Annotated in this window: 15 protein-coding genes (1 of these 15 only partly in view); 10 read left to right on the forward strand and 5 right to left on the reverse strand. The window is 69.1% G+C overall.

Features of this window, described 5'->3' with window-relative positions; genetic code table 11:
* A protein-coding gene (locus ACWPN8_RS19880; RefSeq protein WP_098738325.1) for a LysR family transcriptional regulator crosses the window boundary here: on the reverse strand, positions 1-342 show its start. It extends 615 nt beyond the left edge of the window; the window shows 342 of its 957 coding nt (coding positions 1-342); it begins with the start codon at positions 340-342; its stop codon lies off the left edge, out of view.
* A 166-nt stretch (positions 343-508) separates the two neighbouring features.
* Between ACWPN8_RS19880 and ACWPN8_RS19885 the strand changes: the two genes are divergently transcribed.
* The 10 genes from ACWPN8_RS19885 to argE all read left to right on the forward strand — a co-directional run bounded on the left by ACWPN8_RS19885 (position 509) and on the right by argE (position 11,904).
* Positions 509-1,918, forward strand: coding sequence for an MmgE/PrpD family protein (locus ACWPN8_RS19885; RefSeq protein ID WP_492241972.1), 1,410 nt, complete (start codon positions 509-511; stop codon positions 1,916-1,918).
* A gap of 291 nt (positions 1,919-2,209) precedes the next feature.
* Positions 2,210-3,712, forward strand: coding sequence for an ABC transporter substrate-binding protein (locus ACWPN8_RS19890; RefSeq protein ID WP_492241973.1), 1,503 nt, complete (start codon positions 2,210-2,212; stop codon positions 3,710-3,712).
* A 73-nt stretch (positions 3,713-3,785) separates the two neighbouring features.
* Positions 3,786-4,742, forward strand: a complete 957-nt coding sequence (locus ACWPN8_RS19895; RefSeq protein WP_098738323.1) for an ABC transporter permease — start codon at positions 3,786-3,788, stop codon at positions 4,740-4,742.
* A gap of 1 nt (position 4,743) precedes the next feature.
* Positions 4,744-5,604, forward strand: coding sequence for an ABC transporter permease (locus ACWPN8_RS19900; protein WP_109451687.1), 861 nt, complete (start codon positions 4,744-4,746; stop codon positions 5,602-5,604).
* Position 5,605: 1 nt separating this feature from the next.
* Positions 5,606-6,163 carry an ATP-binding cassette domain-containing protein gene (locus tag ACWPN8_RS19905; protein ID WP_492241974.1) on the forward strand — a complete coding sequence of 186 codons (558 nt, stop codon included), beginning with the start codon at positions 5,606-5,608 and terminating at the stop codon, positions 6,161-6,163.
* Positions 6,064-7,734, forward strand: a complete 1,671-nt coding sequence (locus ACWPN8_RS19910) for a dipeptide ABC transporter ATP-binding protein (RefSeq protein ID WP_492241975.1) — start codon at positions 6,064-6,066, stop codon at positions 7,732-7,734. The genes ACWPN8_RS19905 and ACWPN8_RS19910 overlap by 100 nt, the downstream gene beginning before the upstream one ends.
* 109 nt (positions 7,735-7,843) lie before the next feature.
* On the forward strand, positions 7,844-8,263 hold the full coding sequence (locus ACWPN8_RS19915) for a RidA family protein (protein WP_109451692.1): 420 nt from the start codon (positions 7,844-7,846) through the stop codon (positions 8,261-8,263).
* Between the two features lie 53 nt (positions 8,264-8,316).
* The gene (locus tag ACWPN8_RS19920; RefSeq protein ID WP_492241976.1) at positions 8,317-9,276 is read left to right on the forward strand and encodes an agmatinase; all 960 of its coding nucleotides are present in this window, start codon (positions 8,317-8,319) and stop codon (positions 9,274-9,276) included.
* 36 nt (positions 9,277-9,312) lie between these two features.
* A complete protein-coding gene (locus ACWPN8_RS19925; RefSeq protein ID WP_492241977.1) occupies positions 9,313-10,710 on the forward strand; it encodes a formimidoylglutamate deiminase in 1,398 nt (465 codons plus the stop codon).
* A gap of 30 nt (positions 10,711-10,740) precedes the next feature.
* The gene (gene argE, locus ACWPN8_RS19930) at positions 10,741-11,904 is read left to right on the forward strand and encodes an acetylornithine deacetylase (protein WP_492241978.1); all 1,164 of its coding nucleotides are present in this window, start codon (positions 10,741-10,743) and stop codon (positions 11,902-11,904) included.
* 48 nt (positions 11,905-11,952) lie between these two features.
* Here the strand turns inward: argE and ACWPN8_RS19935 are convergent, their stop codons facing one another.
* From ACWPN8_RS19935 to ACWPN8_RS19950, 4 genes are read right to left on the reverse strand one after another with little or no spacing between them, the layout of a single operon-like run.
* Positions 11,953-12,660: an ABC transporter ATP-binding protein gene (locus ACWPN8_RS19935; protein ID WP_376962692.1), complete on the reverse strand. Its 708-nt coding sequence runs from the start codon at positions 12,658-12,660 to the stop codon at positions 11,953-11,955.
* A gap of 5 nt (positions 12,661-12,665) precedes the next feature.
* Positions 12,666-13,445, reverse strand: a complete 780-nt coding sequence (locus ACWPN8_RS19940) for an ABC transporter ATP-binding protein (RefSeq protein ID WP_492241979.1) — start codon at positions 13,443-13,445, stop codon at positions 12,666-12,668.
* Positions 13,442-14,482: a branched-chain amino acid ABC transporter permease gene (locus ACWPN8_RS19945; protein WP_492241980.1), complete on the reverse strand. Its 1,041-nt coding sequence runs from the start codon at positions 14,480-14,482 to the stop codon at positions 13,442-13,444. Before ACWPN8_RS19945 ends, ACWPN8_RS19940 begins: the two co-directional genes overlap by 4 nt.
* Complete coding sequence (locus tag ACWPN8_RS19950) at positions 14,475-15,368, reverse strand: branched-chain amino acid ABC transporter permease (protein ID WP_492241981.1); 894 nt, start codon at positions 15,366-15,368, stop codon at positions 14,475-14,477. Before ACWPN8_RS19950 ends, ACWPN8_RS19945 begins: the two co-directional genes overlap by 8 nt.
* Between the last annotated feature and the right edge of the window lie 24 nt (positions 15,369-15,392).

Raw genomic sequence — 15,392 nt, forward strand, 5'->3', positions numbered from 1 at the left:
CAGCCGCGGAATGAACGGCGCCGCCAGCGTGTCGATACAGCCGATGCGCAGTTCCGGCATGAAGGCGCCATCCGTGCCGCCGATTGCCGCCGGCAATTGCCGCGCATCGGTCAGGATGCGGTTGCTCCAGTGCCAAAGCCGCTGCCCTGCCGCCGTCAGCGCCATCGGCCTGATGCTGCGGTCGAGCAGTTGGGTGGCGAAGGCGGTTTCCAGTTGGCGCACCACATGAGAGACGGCCGATTGGGTCAGCCCGAGCCGGCCGGCGGCGCGGGTCATGCTGCCCAGTTCGGCGACGGCGACGAAGACCTCCAGGGATCCCAGGTCAAAGTCTCGGTGATGCATGGGGCTCCGATCTGCGACGGTTCGGGATAATTGCATACTATCTTATGTTGGCTCCGGGCATGAATGCAGCTCATCCCGACCATGAAAGAAATTTTTCCAACTGACCGGAGCACAGGTTTCCGCGGCAGCCTCATCGCCTGTCTGCAATCACGCCGGGGCTCCTGCCATGACATCTCCCTTCGACGACCCCACTCCGCCAATCGCCGCAGCCCGGCGGATCGGCGATTGGGTGGCCGGATTGCGCCGCAGCGATGTGCCTGACGCGGTCGCCGCGGTGGCGCTGGACTGCATCGTCGACACGCTTGGGGTCGCGCTGGCCGGCACCGGCGAAGCGTCTGCCCGGCTGGCGGCCGACGAGGCGCTTGCGAGCTATGCCGCCGGGCCATCGCAGTTGCTGGCCGGAGGCCGCCTGTGCGCCGAGGGGGCCACCTTCGCCAATGTCGCAGCCGCCCATGCGCTGGATTTCGACGACAACAGCTATGCCGGCTTCGTCCACGGCTCCGCCGTCTTGGTGCCGACAGCGCTGGCGATGGTCGAGGAGGCCGGGGGAACGGGACGCGATCTGCTCACCGCCGTCGTCGCCGGTGCGGAAGCGCAATATGCGCTGGCGGAGGCGGTCGGCAACGGCGTGTACCATGACGGCTGGTGGACCACAGCACTATTCGGCACCATCGGCGCTGCGGCCGCCAGCGCCAAGGCGCTTGGACTGGACGGCCGGACGGCGGCGGACGCCATCGCTTTCGCCCTCTGCGGAACCGGCGGTCTGCGTGCCTGCTTCGGCACCGCAGCCAAGCCGCTGCTGGCGGCGCAGGCCGCAGCGAACGGCGTGCGCGCCGCCCGGCTGGCCGCGCGGGGCCTGACCGTGCCCCATGGGGTGGTGGAGGATCCGCGCGGCTTCGCAGCGCTGATGGCGGCGGGCCGCTTCGATCCGGCCGCCCTGGGTGGGCTCGGCCGGCGCTGGCGCCTGCTCGATCCCGGCATCGACACCAAGCTCTATCCGGTCTGCCTGTCCGCCCACGCCGCCATCGACGCCGTGCGGGACCTGATGGCGGAGCATCGCCTGAAACCGCAGGACATCCGGAGCGTCCATTGCCGCGTCCCGCCGGTGGTGGCCGCCAACCTGACCTATCAGTGTCCGGCGACACCGGGGGAGGCCCGCTTCAGCCTGCCCTTCGCCGTCGCCTGCGCGATGCTGTACGGAACGCTGACGCTGGAGCAGTTGGACGATGCGACGCTCACCGACCCGGATCTGCGCCACGCCATCGGATGCGTCTCCATGGCGGCCGATCCGGACTGGAACGCCGATCCCGACCGCGCCCGCACCGCCCCCGAGGGCGCGGAGGTGAGCGTCGAGACAAGGACGGGAGAGCGCCACACACGCTTCTGCGCCTCGGCACGCGGCACGATGGCCCGTCCGTTGTCGGTGACGGAGCGTGCGGCCAAATTCCGCACCTGCGCCGCCCGCGCCGTCGGGGCCGAAACAGCGGAGAGCCTCCATCGAAAATTGTACCGGCTCGAGGCCGAAGGCAGCCTGTCGCGCCTGTTCGACCCCACGCACCATGGCGCCTGCTCATGATGTCGATGAATATCGATCATGCTGCCCGGCCGCTCCGCTGGGAGCGGCCCGTATTTTCATCATGCTGATCCGACGAACCATCCCGGAAAAAACATAAGGAAACCAGGGATTTCTCCGGGAGTGCGCTGCACAAATTTTGCCCGCCCCGGCCCTTTGCCCAAATCTTAGCCCGTTCCTTGCCCGGTTCGTCGCCCTTCCGGCATCCTTTCCTCCGGCCGCGGCCCTGTGAGACCGTTTTGGCCAAGCAGGAACCAAGGTCCGCCGCAAGGGCCGGCAAACAGAGGGGCTTTCATGATGATGCGACGTTTGGTGGCACGGGCTGTGCTCTCGGCGATCCTCCTGTCCGGGACGGCGATGTCGGTCCAGGCCGCAGGCACGCTCAAGGTCTCGGTGGACTCCAACCTGAACACGCTGGATCCAGCCAAGATGAAGGGCGGCCAGGAGTATGTTGCCGCCTATCTGATCTTCAACGGCCTGACCGTCATCGGCCATGACATGACGGTGAAGCCCGATCTGGCCGAACGCTGGGAGCGCAGCGACGACCTGAAGACCTGGACCTTCCATCTGCGCAAGGGTGTGAAGTTCCACAACGGCCGCGAGCTGGAGGCCGAGGACGTCGTCGCCACCATCGCCCGCATCCAGGACAAGGCGACCGGCTCGACCGCCCGCGTCAATTTCGAGATCGTGGAGTCGATGAAGGCGCTGGACCCGCTGACCGTCCAGTTCCAGCTGAAAAGCCCCTATGCCGGCTTCGCCGAACTGTTCGGCGAGCGTCAGGCGCGCATCGTGCCGCGCGACGCCATCGACACGCTGGCTTCCAAGCCGGTCGGCACCGGCCCGTTCGAGTTCGTGTCCTTCGCCCCCGGCGACCGCATCGTCCTGAAGCGCAACGCCAACTACTTCGAGCCGGGCCTGCCGAAGCTGGACGAGGTGATCGTCCGCATCCTGCCGGAATCGGCGGCCCAGGTGGCGGCGCTGACCACCGGCGAACTGGATCTGGTGTGGAACCTTCCGCTGGAGGCCATCGAGAAGGTCAAGGGCGACCCGAAGCTGAAGATCGATTCCGTCCCGACCTCGACCTGGGACGGCGTCATCATGAACAACACGGTGAAGCCCTTCGATGACCCGCGCGTGCGCAAGGCGGTGGCGATGGCACTCGACAAGCAGGCCATCACCCAGATCGCGCTGTTCGGCAACGGCACGCCGACCCACTCGCCGATCCCGCCGAGCCATCCCTACTACAACAAGGACCTGAAGATCGCCAAGGGCGACCCGGCCGGCGCGAAGAAGCTGCTGGCCGAGGCCGGCTATCCCAACGGCTTCGAGGTCACGCTGCACACGCCGGCCGGCCGCGCCACCCGCGAACGTCTCGGCCTCGCCGTGCGCGAGCTGCTGAAGCCGGCCGGCATCACCGTCAATGTCCAGCGCGTCCCATTCGACGTCTTCCTGAAAGACATCGAGGGCAAGGCCGGCTTCTACATCGACGGCTTCTTCAGCCGCCCGACCATCGATACGTCGGTCTATCCCTGGTACCACTCGCGCGGATCGTGGAACACCGCGCTGTGGAGCTATTCCAACCCGAAGATGGACACGCTGCTGGACGGCGCCCGCCAGGCCAAGAGCGAGGATGAGGCCAAGGCGCTCTATACCCAGGTCCAGGCGCTGGCGGTGGAGGATTTGCCGGGCGTCATCCCCTACGTCATCAACCATATCAACGGTCTGAGCGCCAAGGTCCACGGGTTCCATTCGCACCCGATGATGTTCCTCGACCTGCGCGACGTGTCGGTCGACTGAGGTCGTTTTGGGGGTCGTTCGGGGGCCGGCTGCCTGAGGCCGGTCCCCTCCTCTTCCCGCAGGGGATGCTGCCATGTTCGCCTACACACTGACCCGTCTCGTCTATCTGGCGCTGGTCCTGGCCGTGATGTCGGTCCTGATCTTCCTGGTGACGCAGGCGATGCCGGGCGATGTCGCCTCGATGATCGCCGGCCAGTTCGCCTCGAAGGAGGTGGTGGACGCCATCGCGGTCAAGCTTGGCCTCGACCAGCCGCTGATCGTCCAGTACGGGCATTGGGCCGCCGGCATCCTGCGGGGCGACCTCGGCCGCTCGCTGGTGCTGGAACAGCCCATCGGCCCAATCCTGATGGAGGCGCTGGCCCGCTCGCTGGTGCTGGCCGTGGTGGCTCTGTTCGTGGTCGCGGTGGTCGGCATCGGGCTCGGCGTCCTGGCGGCGGTGCGGCGCGGCAAGCTGACCGACCAGCTGGTTTCCGGCGTCTCCTATCTCGGCATCGCCGTGCCGGACTTCTTCTGGGCCATCGTGCTGGTGCTGGTCTTCGGCAGCTACATGAAGCTGCTGCCCACCGGCGGCTACGCCCCGATCGCCGACGGCTTCCTGCCCTGGGCCTCGCATCTGGTGCTGCCGGTCGTGACGCTGGTGCTGATGCTGCTGGCCCGCATCGCCCGGCTGACCCGTTCCAGCATGATCGACGTGCTGCAGACCAACTACGTCAAGTTCGCCCGCGCCAAGGGCATGCCGGAATCGGTGGTGATCCTGCGCCACGCGCTGAAGAACGCGTTGTTGCCGACCATCACCGTGCTGGCCATCGATTTCGGCCTGATCCTGGGCGGCGTCGTGGTGATTGAGACGATCTTCTCCTATCCCGGCATGGGCCGGCTGCTGCTGTTCGCCATCCAGCGCCACGACCTGCCGCTGATCCAGGCGACGATCCTGATCGTGTCCGCCGCCTACTGCCTCGCCAACCTGACCGCCGACCTGCTCTACGCCTTCGTGAACCCGAAGATCCGCCACGGCATGAGGGCCTCCTGAGATGACCGACGCGACTCCCGTCCAATCGGTTCCACGCCGGCATCTGCCGTCCCTGCCCGTCTCTCTCCTCGTCGGCATCGTCCTGCTGGCCCCGCTGGTGGTGGCCGCCGTCGCCGGCTCCTGGATCGCCCCCTACCCTTATGATGAGATGAACATCATGAGCCGGCTGCAGCCGCCGGGAGCCGAATTCTGGTTCGGCACCGACGAGTTCGGCCGCGACGTGTTCAGCCGCACCCTGGTCGGCACCGGCAGCTCGCTGGTGATGGGCGTCGCCGCCACGGCGCTGAGCCTGCTGGCCGGCGTGCCGCTGGGGCTGATCGCCGGCTACAAGGGCGGGCGCACCGGCGAGGCGATCATGCGGGCCATGGACGTGCTGATGTCCTTCCCGCCGATCCTGCTGGGCATCCTGGTTCTGGCGGTCACCCCGCCGGCGCAGTGGAAGGCCATCGTCGCCATCGGCATCGTCTATGTGCCGCAGGTGGTCCGCCTGACCCGCGCCATCACGCTGGAGCTGATGCAGGAGGAGTTCATCACCGCCGCCCGCCTGCGCGGGGAAAGCGCCGCCTACATCCTGTTCCACGAGATCCTGCCGAACATCTGGCCGCCGCTGGTGGTGGAAGCCAGCCTGCGCGTGGTCTTCGCCATCCTGCTCGGCGCCTCGCTCAGTTTCATCGGCATGGGGGCGCAGCCGCCCTCCTCCGACTGGGGCCTGATGATCAGCGAGGCGCGCCCCTTCGTGGAACAGGCGCCGTGGATCGCACTCTGCCCCGGCTTCGCGCTGGCGACCGCGGTGATCGGCATCAACCTGCTGGGCGACGGGCTGCGTGCCCTCCTCGACCCGCGCAACACGGGAGCGCACTGAGATGATGACCGCTCCGCAAGCCCGTCCGGCGGTTCCGCCGGTGGTCAGCCCGGCGACCGCGCCAGAACCGGCGCCGCTGCTGGATGTCCGCGGCCTGACCATCAGCTACGGCAATGCCCGCGGCACGCTGCGCGCCGCCAGCGACGTCAGCTTCGCCATCCGCCCCGGCGAGGTGATGGGTCTGGTCGGCGAGTCCGGATCGGGCAAGAGCACCGTCGCCATGGCGATCCTCGACCTGCTGGGCGGCGGCGGCCGGGTGGACTCCGGCGAGATCCTGTTCGACGGCATCGATCTGCGCCGCCTGTCGCCGTCCGAACGCCGGGCCTTGCGCGGCGACCGCATCGCCGCCGTCTTCCAGGATCCCTTCACCTCGCTGAACCCGGCGCTGACCGTCGGCCACCAGATCGCCGAACCGCTGATCCAGCACAAGGGCCTCTCCCCCGGCAGGCCGCCGCACGGGTGCAGGATCTGCTGGCCGAAGTCGGCATCCGCGATCCGCGCCGGGTCGCCGCCGCCTACCCGCACGAGCTGTCGGGCGGCATGCAGCAGCGGGCGCTGATCGCCACCGCGCTCGGCTGCGAACCGAAGCTGCTGATCCTCGACGAGCCGACCACGGCGCTGGACGTGACGGTCGAGGCCCGCATCATCGACCTGCTGGCGAAGCTGTGCGACAGCCACCGGCTGAGCGCGCTGTTCGTCTCCCACAATCTCGGCATCGTCAACCGCATCTGCCAGACCGTCACCGTCCTCTATGGCGGCGTGGTGGTGGAGACGGGGGCGACCGGCCGCGTGCTGTCCCGCCCGGCCCATCCCTATGCCAAGGGTCTGGTCGCCGCCCTGCCGCGCATCACCGCCGAGCGCCGCCACCGGCTGCCGTCGATCCCCGGCACCGTCGCCAAGCTGTCCGGGGCGCCCGCCGCCTGCGTCTTCGCTCCGCGCTGCCCCTTCGCCGAGGAGATCTGCCGCAGCCAGCCGCAGGCGATGCTGACCGACGGTGGCGGGGACGGCGTGCGCTGCTGGAAGGCCGACGCGCTGGCCGGCACGCCCTGGCCGGACGAGGATGCCGGCAAAGCCCGCGGCCCGAAAGCGGCGCAGCCGCGCTCCGCCCCGCTGGTGGAGGTCGATCATCTGCGCAAGATCTATGGCGCCAGCCGGTCCATCCTGCCCTGGCTGCGCCGGGCCGGCACCGTGGCTGTGGAGGATGTGTCCTTCACCGTCAGCCGCGGCGAGGTTGTCGGGGTGGTCGGCGAGAGCGGCAGCGGCAAGAGCACCATCGGCCGCGCCCTGCTGGCGCTGACCGAACCCAGCGCCGGCACCGTGACGTTCGACGGCGCCGACCTGACGGAGCAGGTCAGGCGCGGCGACCAGACCCTGCGCCGGCGCGCCCAACTGGTCTTCCAGAACTCCGCCGCGTCGCTGAACCCGCGCAAGACGGTTGGGGCGGCGATGGATCGGCCCCTGGTTCTGGCCGGCCGGGCGGATGCGGAGGAGCGGCGCAAAACCGTCGCCAGTCTGCTGACCCGCGTCGGGCTGCCGGCCGCCTATGCCGACCGCTATCCGCACGAGCTGAGCGGCGGCGAGCGCCAGCGCGTCAACATCGCCCGCGCGCTCGCCACCGATCCGGACTTCGTCGTCTGCGACGAGGCGGTGTCGGCCCTCGACGTCTCGGTGCAGGCCAACATCCTGAATCTGCTGGCCGAGCTGCGCGACGAGATGGGCCTGTCCTATCTCTTCATCACCCACGACATCGCCGTTGTGTCGCACATCGCCGACCGCGTGCTGGTCGTCTATGGCGGCACCATTTGCGAGGAAGGGCCCATCGGCCGCGTGCTGCGCCCGCCCTACCATCCCTACACCGAGGCGCTGCTGTCCGCCGTGCCGCGGCTGGCGGAGGACGGGCAGGAGGCGCCGCGCATCCTGCTGGAGGATGCGGCCCCCGCCCCCGGCGGGCGGGGCTGTGTCTTCGCCGGACGCTGCCCGCGCAAGCTGGGAACGGTCTGCGACGAGCAGGCCCCGCCCGTCCACGAGACGGCCGACGGCCACCGCATCGCCTGCCACATCCCGCTGGCGACGCTGGCCGAACGTGCCGCGGTCTTCCCCGAACTGGCCGACGGCGACACCCGGCACTGACCGGGTTCCGTCCCACCGGCCACCCTGCCGGCGCTCCCGAATGGAGGCGCCGGACGCCGTCCCCTTGCCTTTCGATCACCCACCCTCAACCGAGCCGGGACTTTCCACCATGACCGTCCACACCCGCATCCGTCAGTTCAACACCAAGAAGACCTATCCCGAGCAGACGATCGACAACGACCTGTGCCAGACGGTGGTCGCCCGCGGCACCATGGTGTTCGTCCGCGGCCAGATCGGCCAGAATCTCGACACCAGCGAGAGCGTCGCCATCGGCGATGCCGCCGGCCAGACCGAACAGGCGATGGCCAACATCAAGATGCTGCTGGAAGAGGCCGGCTCGCAGTTGGAGCACATCTGCAAGATCACCGTCTACATCACCGACCCGCGCTATCGCGAGCCGGTCTACCGCACCATCGGCAAGTGGCTGAAAGGCGTCCACCCGGTGTCGACCGGCCTCGTGATCAGCGCGCTCGCCCGCCCGGAATGGGTGGTCGAGGTCGATGCGATCGCGGTGATCCCGGACGCCTGAGGCTCCGGACCCGCCGCCAACCGTCCAGCCAACCGACAAGAAGAACCGCCACCATGAGCACCAGCCTGACCAACCCGCCGCGCCGCGAGCTGCAGAGCTTCCTCGATTTCCCGGTCTGCACCGACCTCGACCAGCTCGACGGCCATATCGGCATTCTCGGCATCCCCTACGGCGATCCCTATTCCATCGACGAGGTGACCAACGACCAGACCAACGCCCCGACCTGGGTGCGCCGCTACACCGAGCGGGCGCTGCGCAAGCTGGAGCGCTGGGATTTCGACATCGGCGGCCCGCTGCTGGGCGGCAAGGACATCAAGGTGGTGGATTGCGGCGACGTGAAGGCCGATCCCCGCAACCTCGACCTGCATTACGCCAATGCCGAGGCGGTGGTGCGCCGGATGCTCGCCAAGGGCATGCTGCCCATCGTGATCGGCGGCGACCATGGCATCCCGATCCCGGTGCTGCGCGCCTATGACGACCAGGGGCCGATCACGCTGGTCCACATCGACGCCCATCTCGACTGGCGCGACGACGTGAACGGCGCCCGCAACGGCTATTCCAGCCCGATCCGCCGCGCCGCCGAGATGGACCACATCGGCCAGATCTTCCAGATCGGCCTGCGCTCCGCCGGCAGCGCCCGGCCGGAAGAGGTCGAGGCGGCGATTGCCTACGGCGCGGTGCTGGTGCCGGACGTGGAGTTGCAGGACATCGGGATGAAGGCGGTGCTCGACCGCATTCCCGACGGCGGCCGCTACTACCTGACCATCGATGCCGACGGCATGGACCCGACCATCATGCCGGCAGTCAACGGCCCGGCGCCGGGCGGCGTCACCTATCCGCAGATCCGCACGCTGATCCACGGGCTGGTTGCCAAGGGCCGCGTCGTCGGCATGGACATCGTCGAGATCACGCCGAAGAAGGATCTCAACGGCATCACCGCGATCACCGCCGGCCGCATCATCTGCAACCTGATCGGCAAGACCATCCAGGCCGGCTATTTCGACGCCAAGTGAAAACAATCGCGTGATGGAAATAGGGAGCATGGAGCGATGACCGCCGCCCGCCGGCTCGACTGGCTTTTCTGCGACCGGGCGCTGCTGGCCGGCGGCTGGGCGTCGGGGGTGCTGCTGCGCTTCGACGCCCAGGGGCTGATCGCCGCCATCGAAACCGGGCTGGACACGCCGCCCGCCGGGGTGGAGCGGGCCGCCGGGCCGGTCATCCCCGGCATGCCCAACCTGCACAGCCACGCCTTCCAGCGGGCGATGGCCGGGCTGACCGAGCGGGCCGGCCCGGCCGAGGACAGCTTCTGGACCTGGCGGGAGGTGATGTACGGTTTCGTCCGCCGCATCGATCCCGACGGGCTCCACGCGGTGGCGGCAATGGCCTATGCCGAGATGCTGGAGCGCGGCTACACGTCGGTGGCAGAGTTCCACTATCTCCACCACGATGCCGACGGCCGGCCCTATGCCGATGCCGCCGAGATGTCGATGCGCATCCTGGCGGCGGCGGATGTCGCCGGTATCGGGCTGACCCACCTGCCGGTGCTCTATGCCCAGGGCGGTTTCGGCGGACAGCAGGCGGGCGAGGGCCAGCGGCGCTTCCTCAACGATCCGGACCGTCTGCTCGCCATCGCCGAGGCCTGCCGCGCCGCGCCCGGCGGGCATCGCACCGGTCTGGCCCTGCATTCCCTGCGCGCGGTGTCGCCCGACGCGATGGCGGCGGCGCTGGACGGCATGGCGGCGCTCGATCCTACGGCGCCGATCCACATCCATGTTGCCGAGCAGACGGCGGAGGTGGAGTCCTGTCTCGCCTGGTCGGGGCGGCGGCCGGTGGAATGGCTGCTCGACCGCGGCTGGCTCGGGCCGTCCTGGTGCCTTGTCCATGCGACCCATGTCACCGCCGCCGAAGTGGCGGGCATCGCGGCATCGCAGGCAGTGGCGGGGCTTTGCCCGACGACCGAGGCCGATCTCGGCGACGGACTGTTCCCGGCGCGCGATTTCCTGGCGCAGGGCGGCCGGTTCGGCATCGGGTCCGACAGCCAGGTCATCATCGACGCCGCGGAGGAGTTGCGCCTGCTGGAATTCGGGCAACGGCTGGCCGCAAGGCGGCGCAATCTGCTGGCACCGCATCCGGACAGTTCGACCGGTGCGGCCCTCTACCGGGCGGCGGTGGCCGGCGGCGCGCAGGCTCTGGGGCAGCCGGAGCCGGCAGGCGGCTTCAAGGCCGGGCAGCGCGCCGATCTGGTCGTGCTCGACCCGGACGACCCGCGTCTCTACGGCCGCAGCGACGACACGCTGCTCGACTCCTATGTCTTTACCGGCGCCCGCAATCCCGTGCGCGATGTGGTGGCGGCCGGGCGGCTGGTGGTCCGAAACGGCCGGCATGTCGATGCCGATGCGATCCGCACCGGCTGGCGGCGTGCCGTCGACCGGTTGCAAGCCGCCTGAGCTACGCCCAGAACGAACAGGGACATTCCGATGACGGCGACCATTGACATTCTGGAACGGCTGGTGGCCTTCAACACCGTCAGCCGCGAAAGCAACCTCGACCTGATCCGCTGGGTGCAGGAGAGGCTGGAAGCCGCCGGCGTGGCGACCTGGCTGGTGCCGAGCGACGACGGGCGCAAGGCCAACCTGTTCGCGACGCTGGGGCCGGCGGACCGTCCGGGCGTCCTGCTCTCCGGTCACAGCGACGTCGTCCCGGTCGAAGGTCAGGCATGGACCAGCGATCCGTTCCGGCTGACCCGCCGGGACGGCAAGCTGTTCGGCCGCGGCACTGCCGACATGAAGGGGTTCATCGCCGCCGCCCTTGCTTTGTTCGACCGCGCCGCCAATCAGCAGGCCACCGGCCGGTCCCTGTCGCAGCCCCTGCATCTGGCCTTGTCCTATGACGAGGAGGTCGGCTGCCTCGGCGTCCGCCGGCTGATCGAGATGATGGCCGCACTGCCGGTCCGCCCGCGCTTCTGCATCGTCGGCGAGCCGACCGGCATGCAGGTGGTCACCGCCCACAAGGGCAAGACCGCCCTGCGTGCCGAATGCCACGGCGTCGAATGCCATTCCAGCTTGGCGCCGCAGGGCTTGAACGCCATCCACATGGCGAGCGACCTGCTGACCGGGCTGCGCCGCATCCAGGATCAGTTGAAAGACGATGGCGCGCAGGACGATGCCTACGACGTGCCCTGGACCACCATCCATGCCGGAATCATCCAGGGTGGGGAGGCGCTGAACATCGTGCCGAACCGCTGCCGCCTCGATTTCGAAATCCGCCACCTGCCGCAGGACCCGGTGGGTCCGCTGCTGGACAGCATCCAGGCGGAAGCCGATGCCATCGTCCGGCGCCTGCGTCCCGATTTCCCGGCCGCCGGGCTGAGCGTCGCCGAACTGTCGAGCTATCCGGCGCTCGACACCGACAGCACCGCCGAGGTCGTGGCCTTCGTCAAGGCGCTGACCGGCGGCAACAGCACCGGCAAGATTTCCTTCGGCACGGAAGGCGGACTGTTCCAGCAGCGGCTGTCGATGCCCACGGTGGTGTGCGGCCCCGGCAGCATCGGCGAGGCCCACAAACCCGACGAGTTCATCGCCGAGGACCAGCTTGCGGCCTGCGACCGCATGCTGGATGCCCTGCTGGTCCGCCTGACCTGACGGCATTCCCCCGGAAATAGGGCCACCGGTGGAGGTGGGGCCGCCCGGTTAGACGGCAACCATCTCCATCAACCGGGCACGGTCGGCGGACGAGGCCGCTTCGCCATGCAGCGTGATGCGGCCCCGCTCCACCGCATAGAAGCGGTCGGCGACGTCGAGCGCGCGGTGGATGTTCTGTTCCACCAGCAGGATGGTCAATCCCGCCCGCTTCAGCTCGGTGATGATCGCGAAGATCTCGTCGACGATCATCGGCGCCAGCCCTTCCGTCGGCTCGTCGATCAGCAGCAGCTTGGCGGTCCCCACCATCACGCGGGCCATCGCCAGCATCTGTTGCTCGCCACCGGACAGGGTGGTGCCGAGTTGCCGCCGCCGTTCGGCCAGACGGGGGAAGCGGGCGAAGGCCTGTCCGATTGCCTGCTCGTTCTCCCGGCGCGCCCGGCCAGGGCATTGGCGCAGGCCCAACCGCAAATTCTCCTCGACGCTGAGGCCGGGGAAGATGCGGCGGTCCTCCGGCACCAGACCGAGCCCGAGGCGGGCGATGGCGTCGGGCGTCTGCCCGGCCAGATCGACGCCGCCGAAACGGATCGTGCCGGAACTGGCCGGCACCCAGCCGGCGATGGATTTCAGGATGGTGGTCTTGCCGACGCCGTTGCGGCCGAACAGCCCGACCACCTCGCCCGGCCCGGCCTGGAGGGAAACGCCCTGAAGGACATGGCTGAGGCCGTAATGCGCGTGCAGGTTCTCAATGGAAAGCATGGCTGTCACCCGTGTCCGAAATAGGCGGCCTGCACCGCGGGATCGGCGCGCACCGCCGCGGGCGCCCCCTCGGCGATCTTGCGGCCCTGGGCCATCACCACGACATGGTCCGACAGGCTCATCACCAGCCCGATGTCGTGTTCGATCAGCAGCACGGTAAGCTCGCCGGCCAGCGAGCGGATCAGCGCGCCGGTGTCGGCGGTGTCGCCGTGGCTCATGCCCTGGGTCGGCTCGTCCAGCAGCAGCACCCGCGGTTCGGCGGCCAGCGCGACCGCGATCTCCAGCCGCCGCTGTTCGCCGTGGGACAGGTTGCCGGCAAGCTCGCGCGCCTTGGCCGACAGGCCGAAGCGGTCCAGCAGCGCCTCGGCCTTGGCGAGCGCCCGGCGGCTGTGGCCGACCGGACGCAGCGCGTGCCAGGGCCGTTCCAGCACCTGCGCGGCGATCCGCAGATTTTCCAGGACCGGCAGCTCGAAGAACAGGTTGGTGATCTGGAAGGAGCGGGCCAGCCCGGCGGCGAGCAGCCGGTCGGGCGAACGCCCGGTGACGTCGGCGCCGTCCAGGGTGACCCGGCCGCCGGTCGGGCGGATGGCGCCGCTGATCAGGTTGAACAGCGTGCTCTTGCCGGCCCCGTTGGGACCGATGACCGAGGTGATCCGCCCGGCGGCGGCCTCGAAGCCGACGCCCGCCACCGCCTGGAGCCCGCCGAAATTCACCGACAGGTCGCGGACACCCAATGCACAGGCGCTGCCCGCACCGGCCGCCGTCTTGAGGGAGGCTGCCGTCATGGCGTCGCCCTCCCCTGTTCGCTGCGACGGCCCAGCCGTGCCAGCAGGGCGCCGACCAGCCCCTTGCGCAGGAAGATGACGGACAGCATGAAGATGACCCCCACGACGATCAGGTGATGCTCGGTCCACGACCCGACGACCGAACGCAGGGCGGTCAGCAGCAGGCTGCCCACCACCGGCCCGACCAGCGTGCCGACGCCGCCGACGATGACGGTGATGACGGCGTTGCCGGAGGTCTCGAAGAACATCAGTTCGGGCGAGACGAAGCCGCGCAGCATCGGGTAGAGCGCCCCGGCCAGCGCCGCGACGCAGGCGGCCAGCACATAGACCGCCAGCTTGTAGCGCCAAGCGTTGAAGCCCAGGAACGGCACGCGTTTCTCGTTGGCGCGGATGGCGGCCAGCGTCCGGCCGAACGGCGCGTCCATCAGATAGGCCAGCCCGGCATAGGCCGCGACGGTCAGGCCGAGCACCAGCAGGAAGAAGGACAGCGGGTCGGCGGTGTCGAGGCTGAAGGGGCCGAAACCGATGCTGACCTGCGGGATGCCGATCAGCCCGTCCGACGCGCCGAGCGCACGGGTGTTGTAGACCGACTTGGCCGCGACCTGGGCCAACCCAAAGGTGATCAGCGCGAAATAGACGCCCTTCACCCGGTTGGCGATGACGCCGCCGATCAGGCCCGCCACGCCGCCGGCCAGCAGGGCCGCCGCCATCGCCAGCCAGAAGCTGGGGGCGACATCGCGCAGGACGAGCGCCGAAACATAGGCGCCCAGCCCGAAATACAGCGCCTGCCCGAGCGACAGCAGGCCGGTGTAGCCCAGCAGCAGGTCGACGCTCATCGCCAGCCCGGCGAAGATCAACGCCTCGGTCGCCAGACGCAGGTAGAAGCCGTTGCCGGTCGCCCAGGCGACGGCGGCGAATCCCAGCGCCGCCACCAGGAAGGCCAGCGCCAGCCAATGGACCGGAGCCAGGCGGGACAATCGCGATGCCGGGCCGGCGCGGCCGGGATCGGAGAGGGAGCGCAGAGTGGCTTCAGGCATGTCCCAACCTCCCGAACAGGCCCTGCGGCCGGACCATCAGCACCAGCACCATGATCCCGAACACCAGCGGGTCGGACCAGACCGGCGAGATGTAGAGGCTGGACAGCGCCTGCACCTGGGTCAGCAGCAGGCCGGCGATCACCGCGCCCTGGATCGACCCCATGCCGCCGACGATCACCACGGTGAAGGCCATCAGGATGAAGTCGCGCCCCATGGTCGGGAACACCGAATAGATCGGCGCCAGCAGCACGCCGGACAGGCCGGCCAGCGCCACCCCGAAGGCGAAGGTGCCGGCATAGACCCGGCGCACCGGCACGCCCAGCGACGAGGCCATGTCCTTGTCGAAGGCCGCCGCCCGCACCATGGCGCCGAACCCGGTGCGGAAGACCACGACCCAGACCGCGGCGATCAGCGCAAGGCCGAAGCCGATCAGGAACAGCCGGTAGTTGGGCAGGAACATGCCGAGGATCTCGGTGCCGCCCTCGATGGGGTTCTCGGGCCGCTGGGTGTTGGGGCCGTAGACCAGCTTCAGCAGGTCTTCCATGATCATGCCCAGCCCGAAGGTCAGCAGCAGGGTCAGGATATGGCGGTCGCGGCTGTGGAAGACCCGGGCGATCAGCCAGCGCTCGGCCAGCCAGCCGATGGGCAGCATCAGCAGCGGCACCAGAACAAGCAGCGCCCAGAAGCCGACCCCAAGCCCGGCCAGGGTCAGGGCCAGGAAGGCGCCCATGGCGTAGAACTCGCCATGGGCCATGTTGATGACGTCCAGCAGTCCGAAGATGATGGTCAGGCCCAGCGCCATCAGGACGACGGCAACCCCGAGCGACAGACCGTTCAGCGCCTGCGGCGCCAGGACGAATTGCAGATAATCGATGAGATCGGCCATGGGCGTCGGCTCCCTGGAAACGGT

Source organism: Azospirillum sp. UENF 112521 (assembly GCF_058780665.1).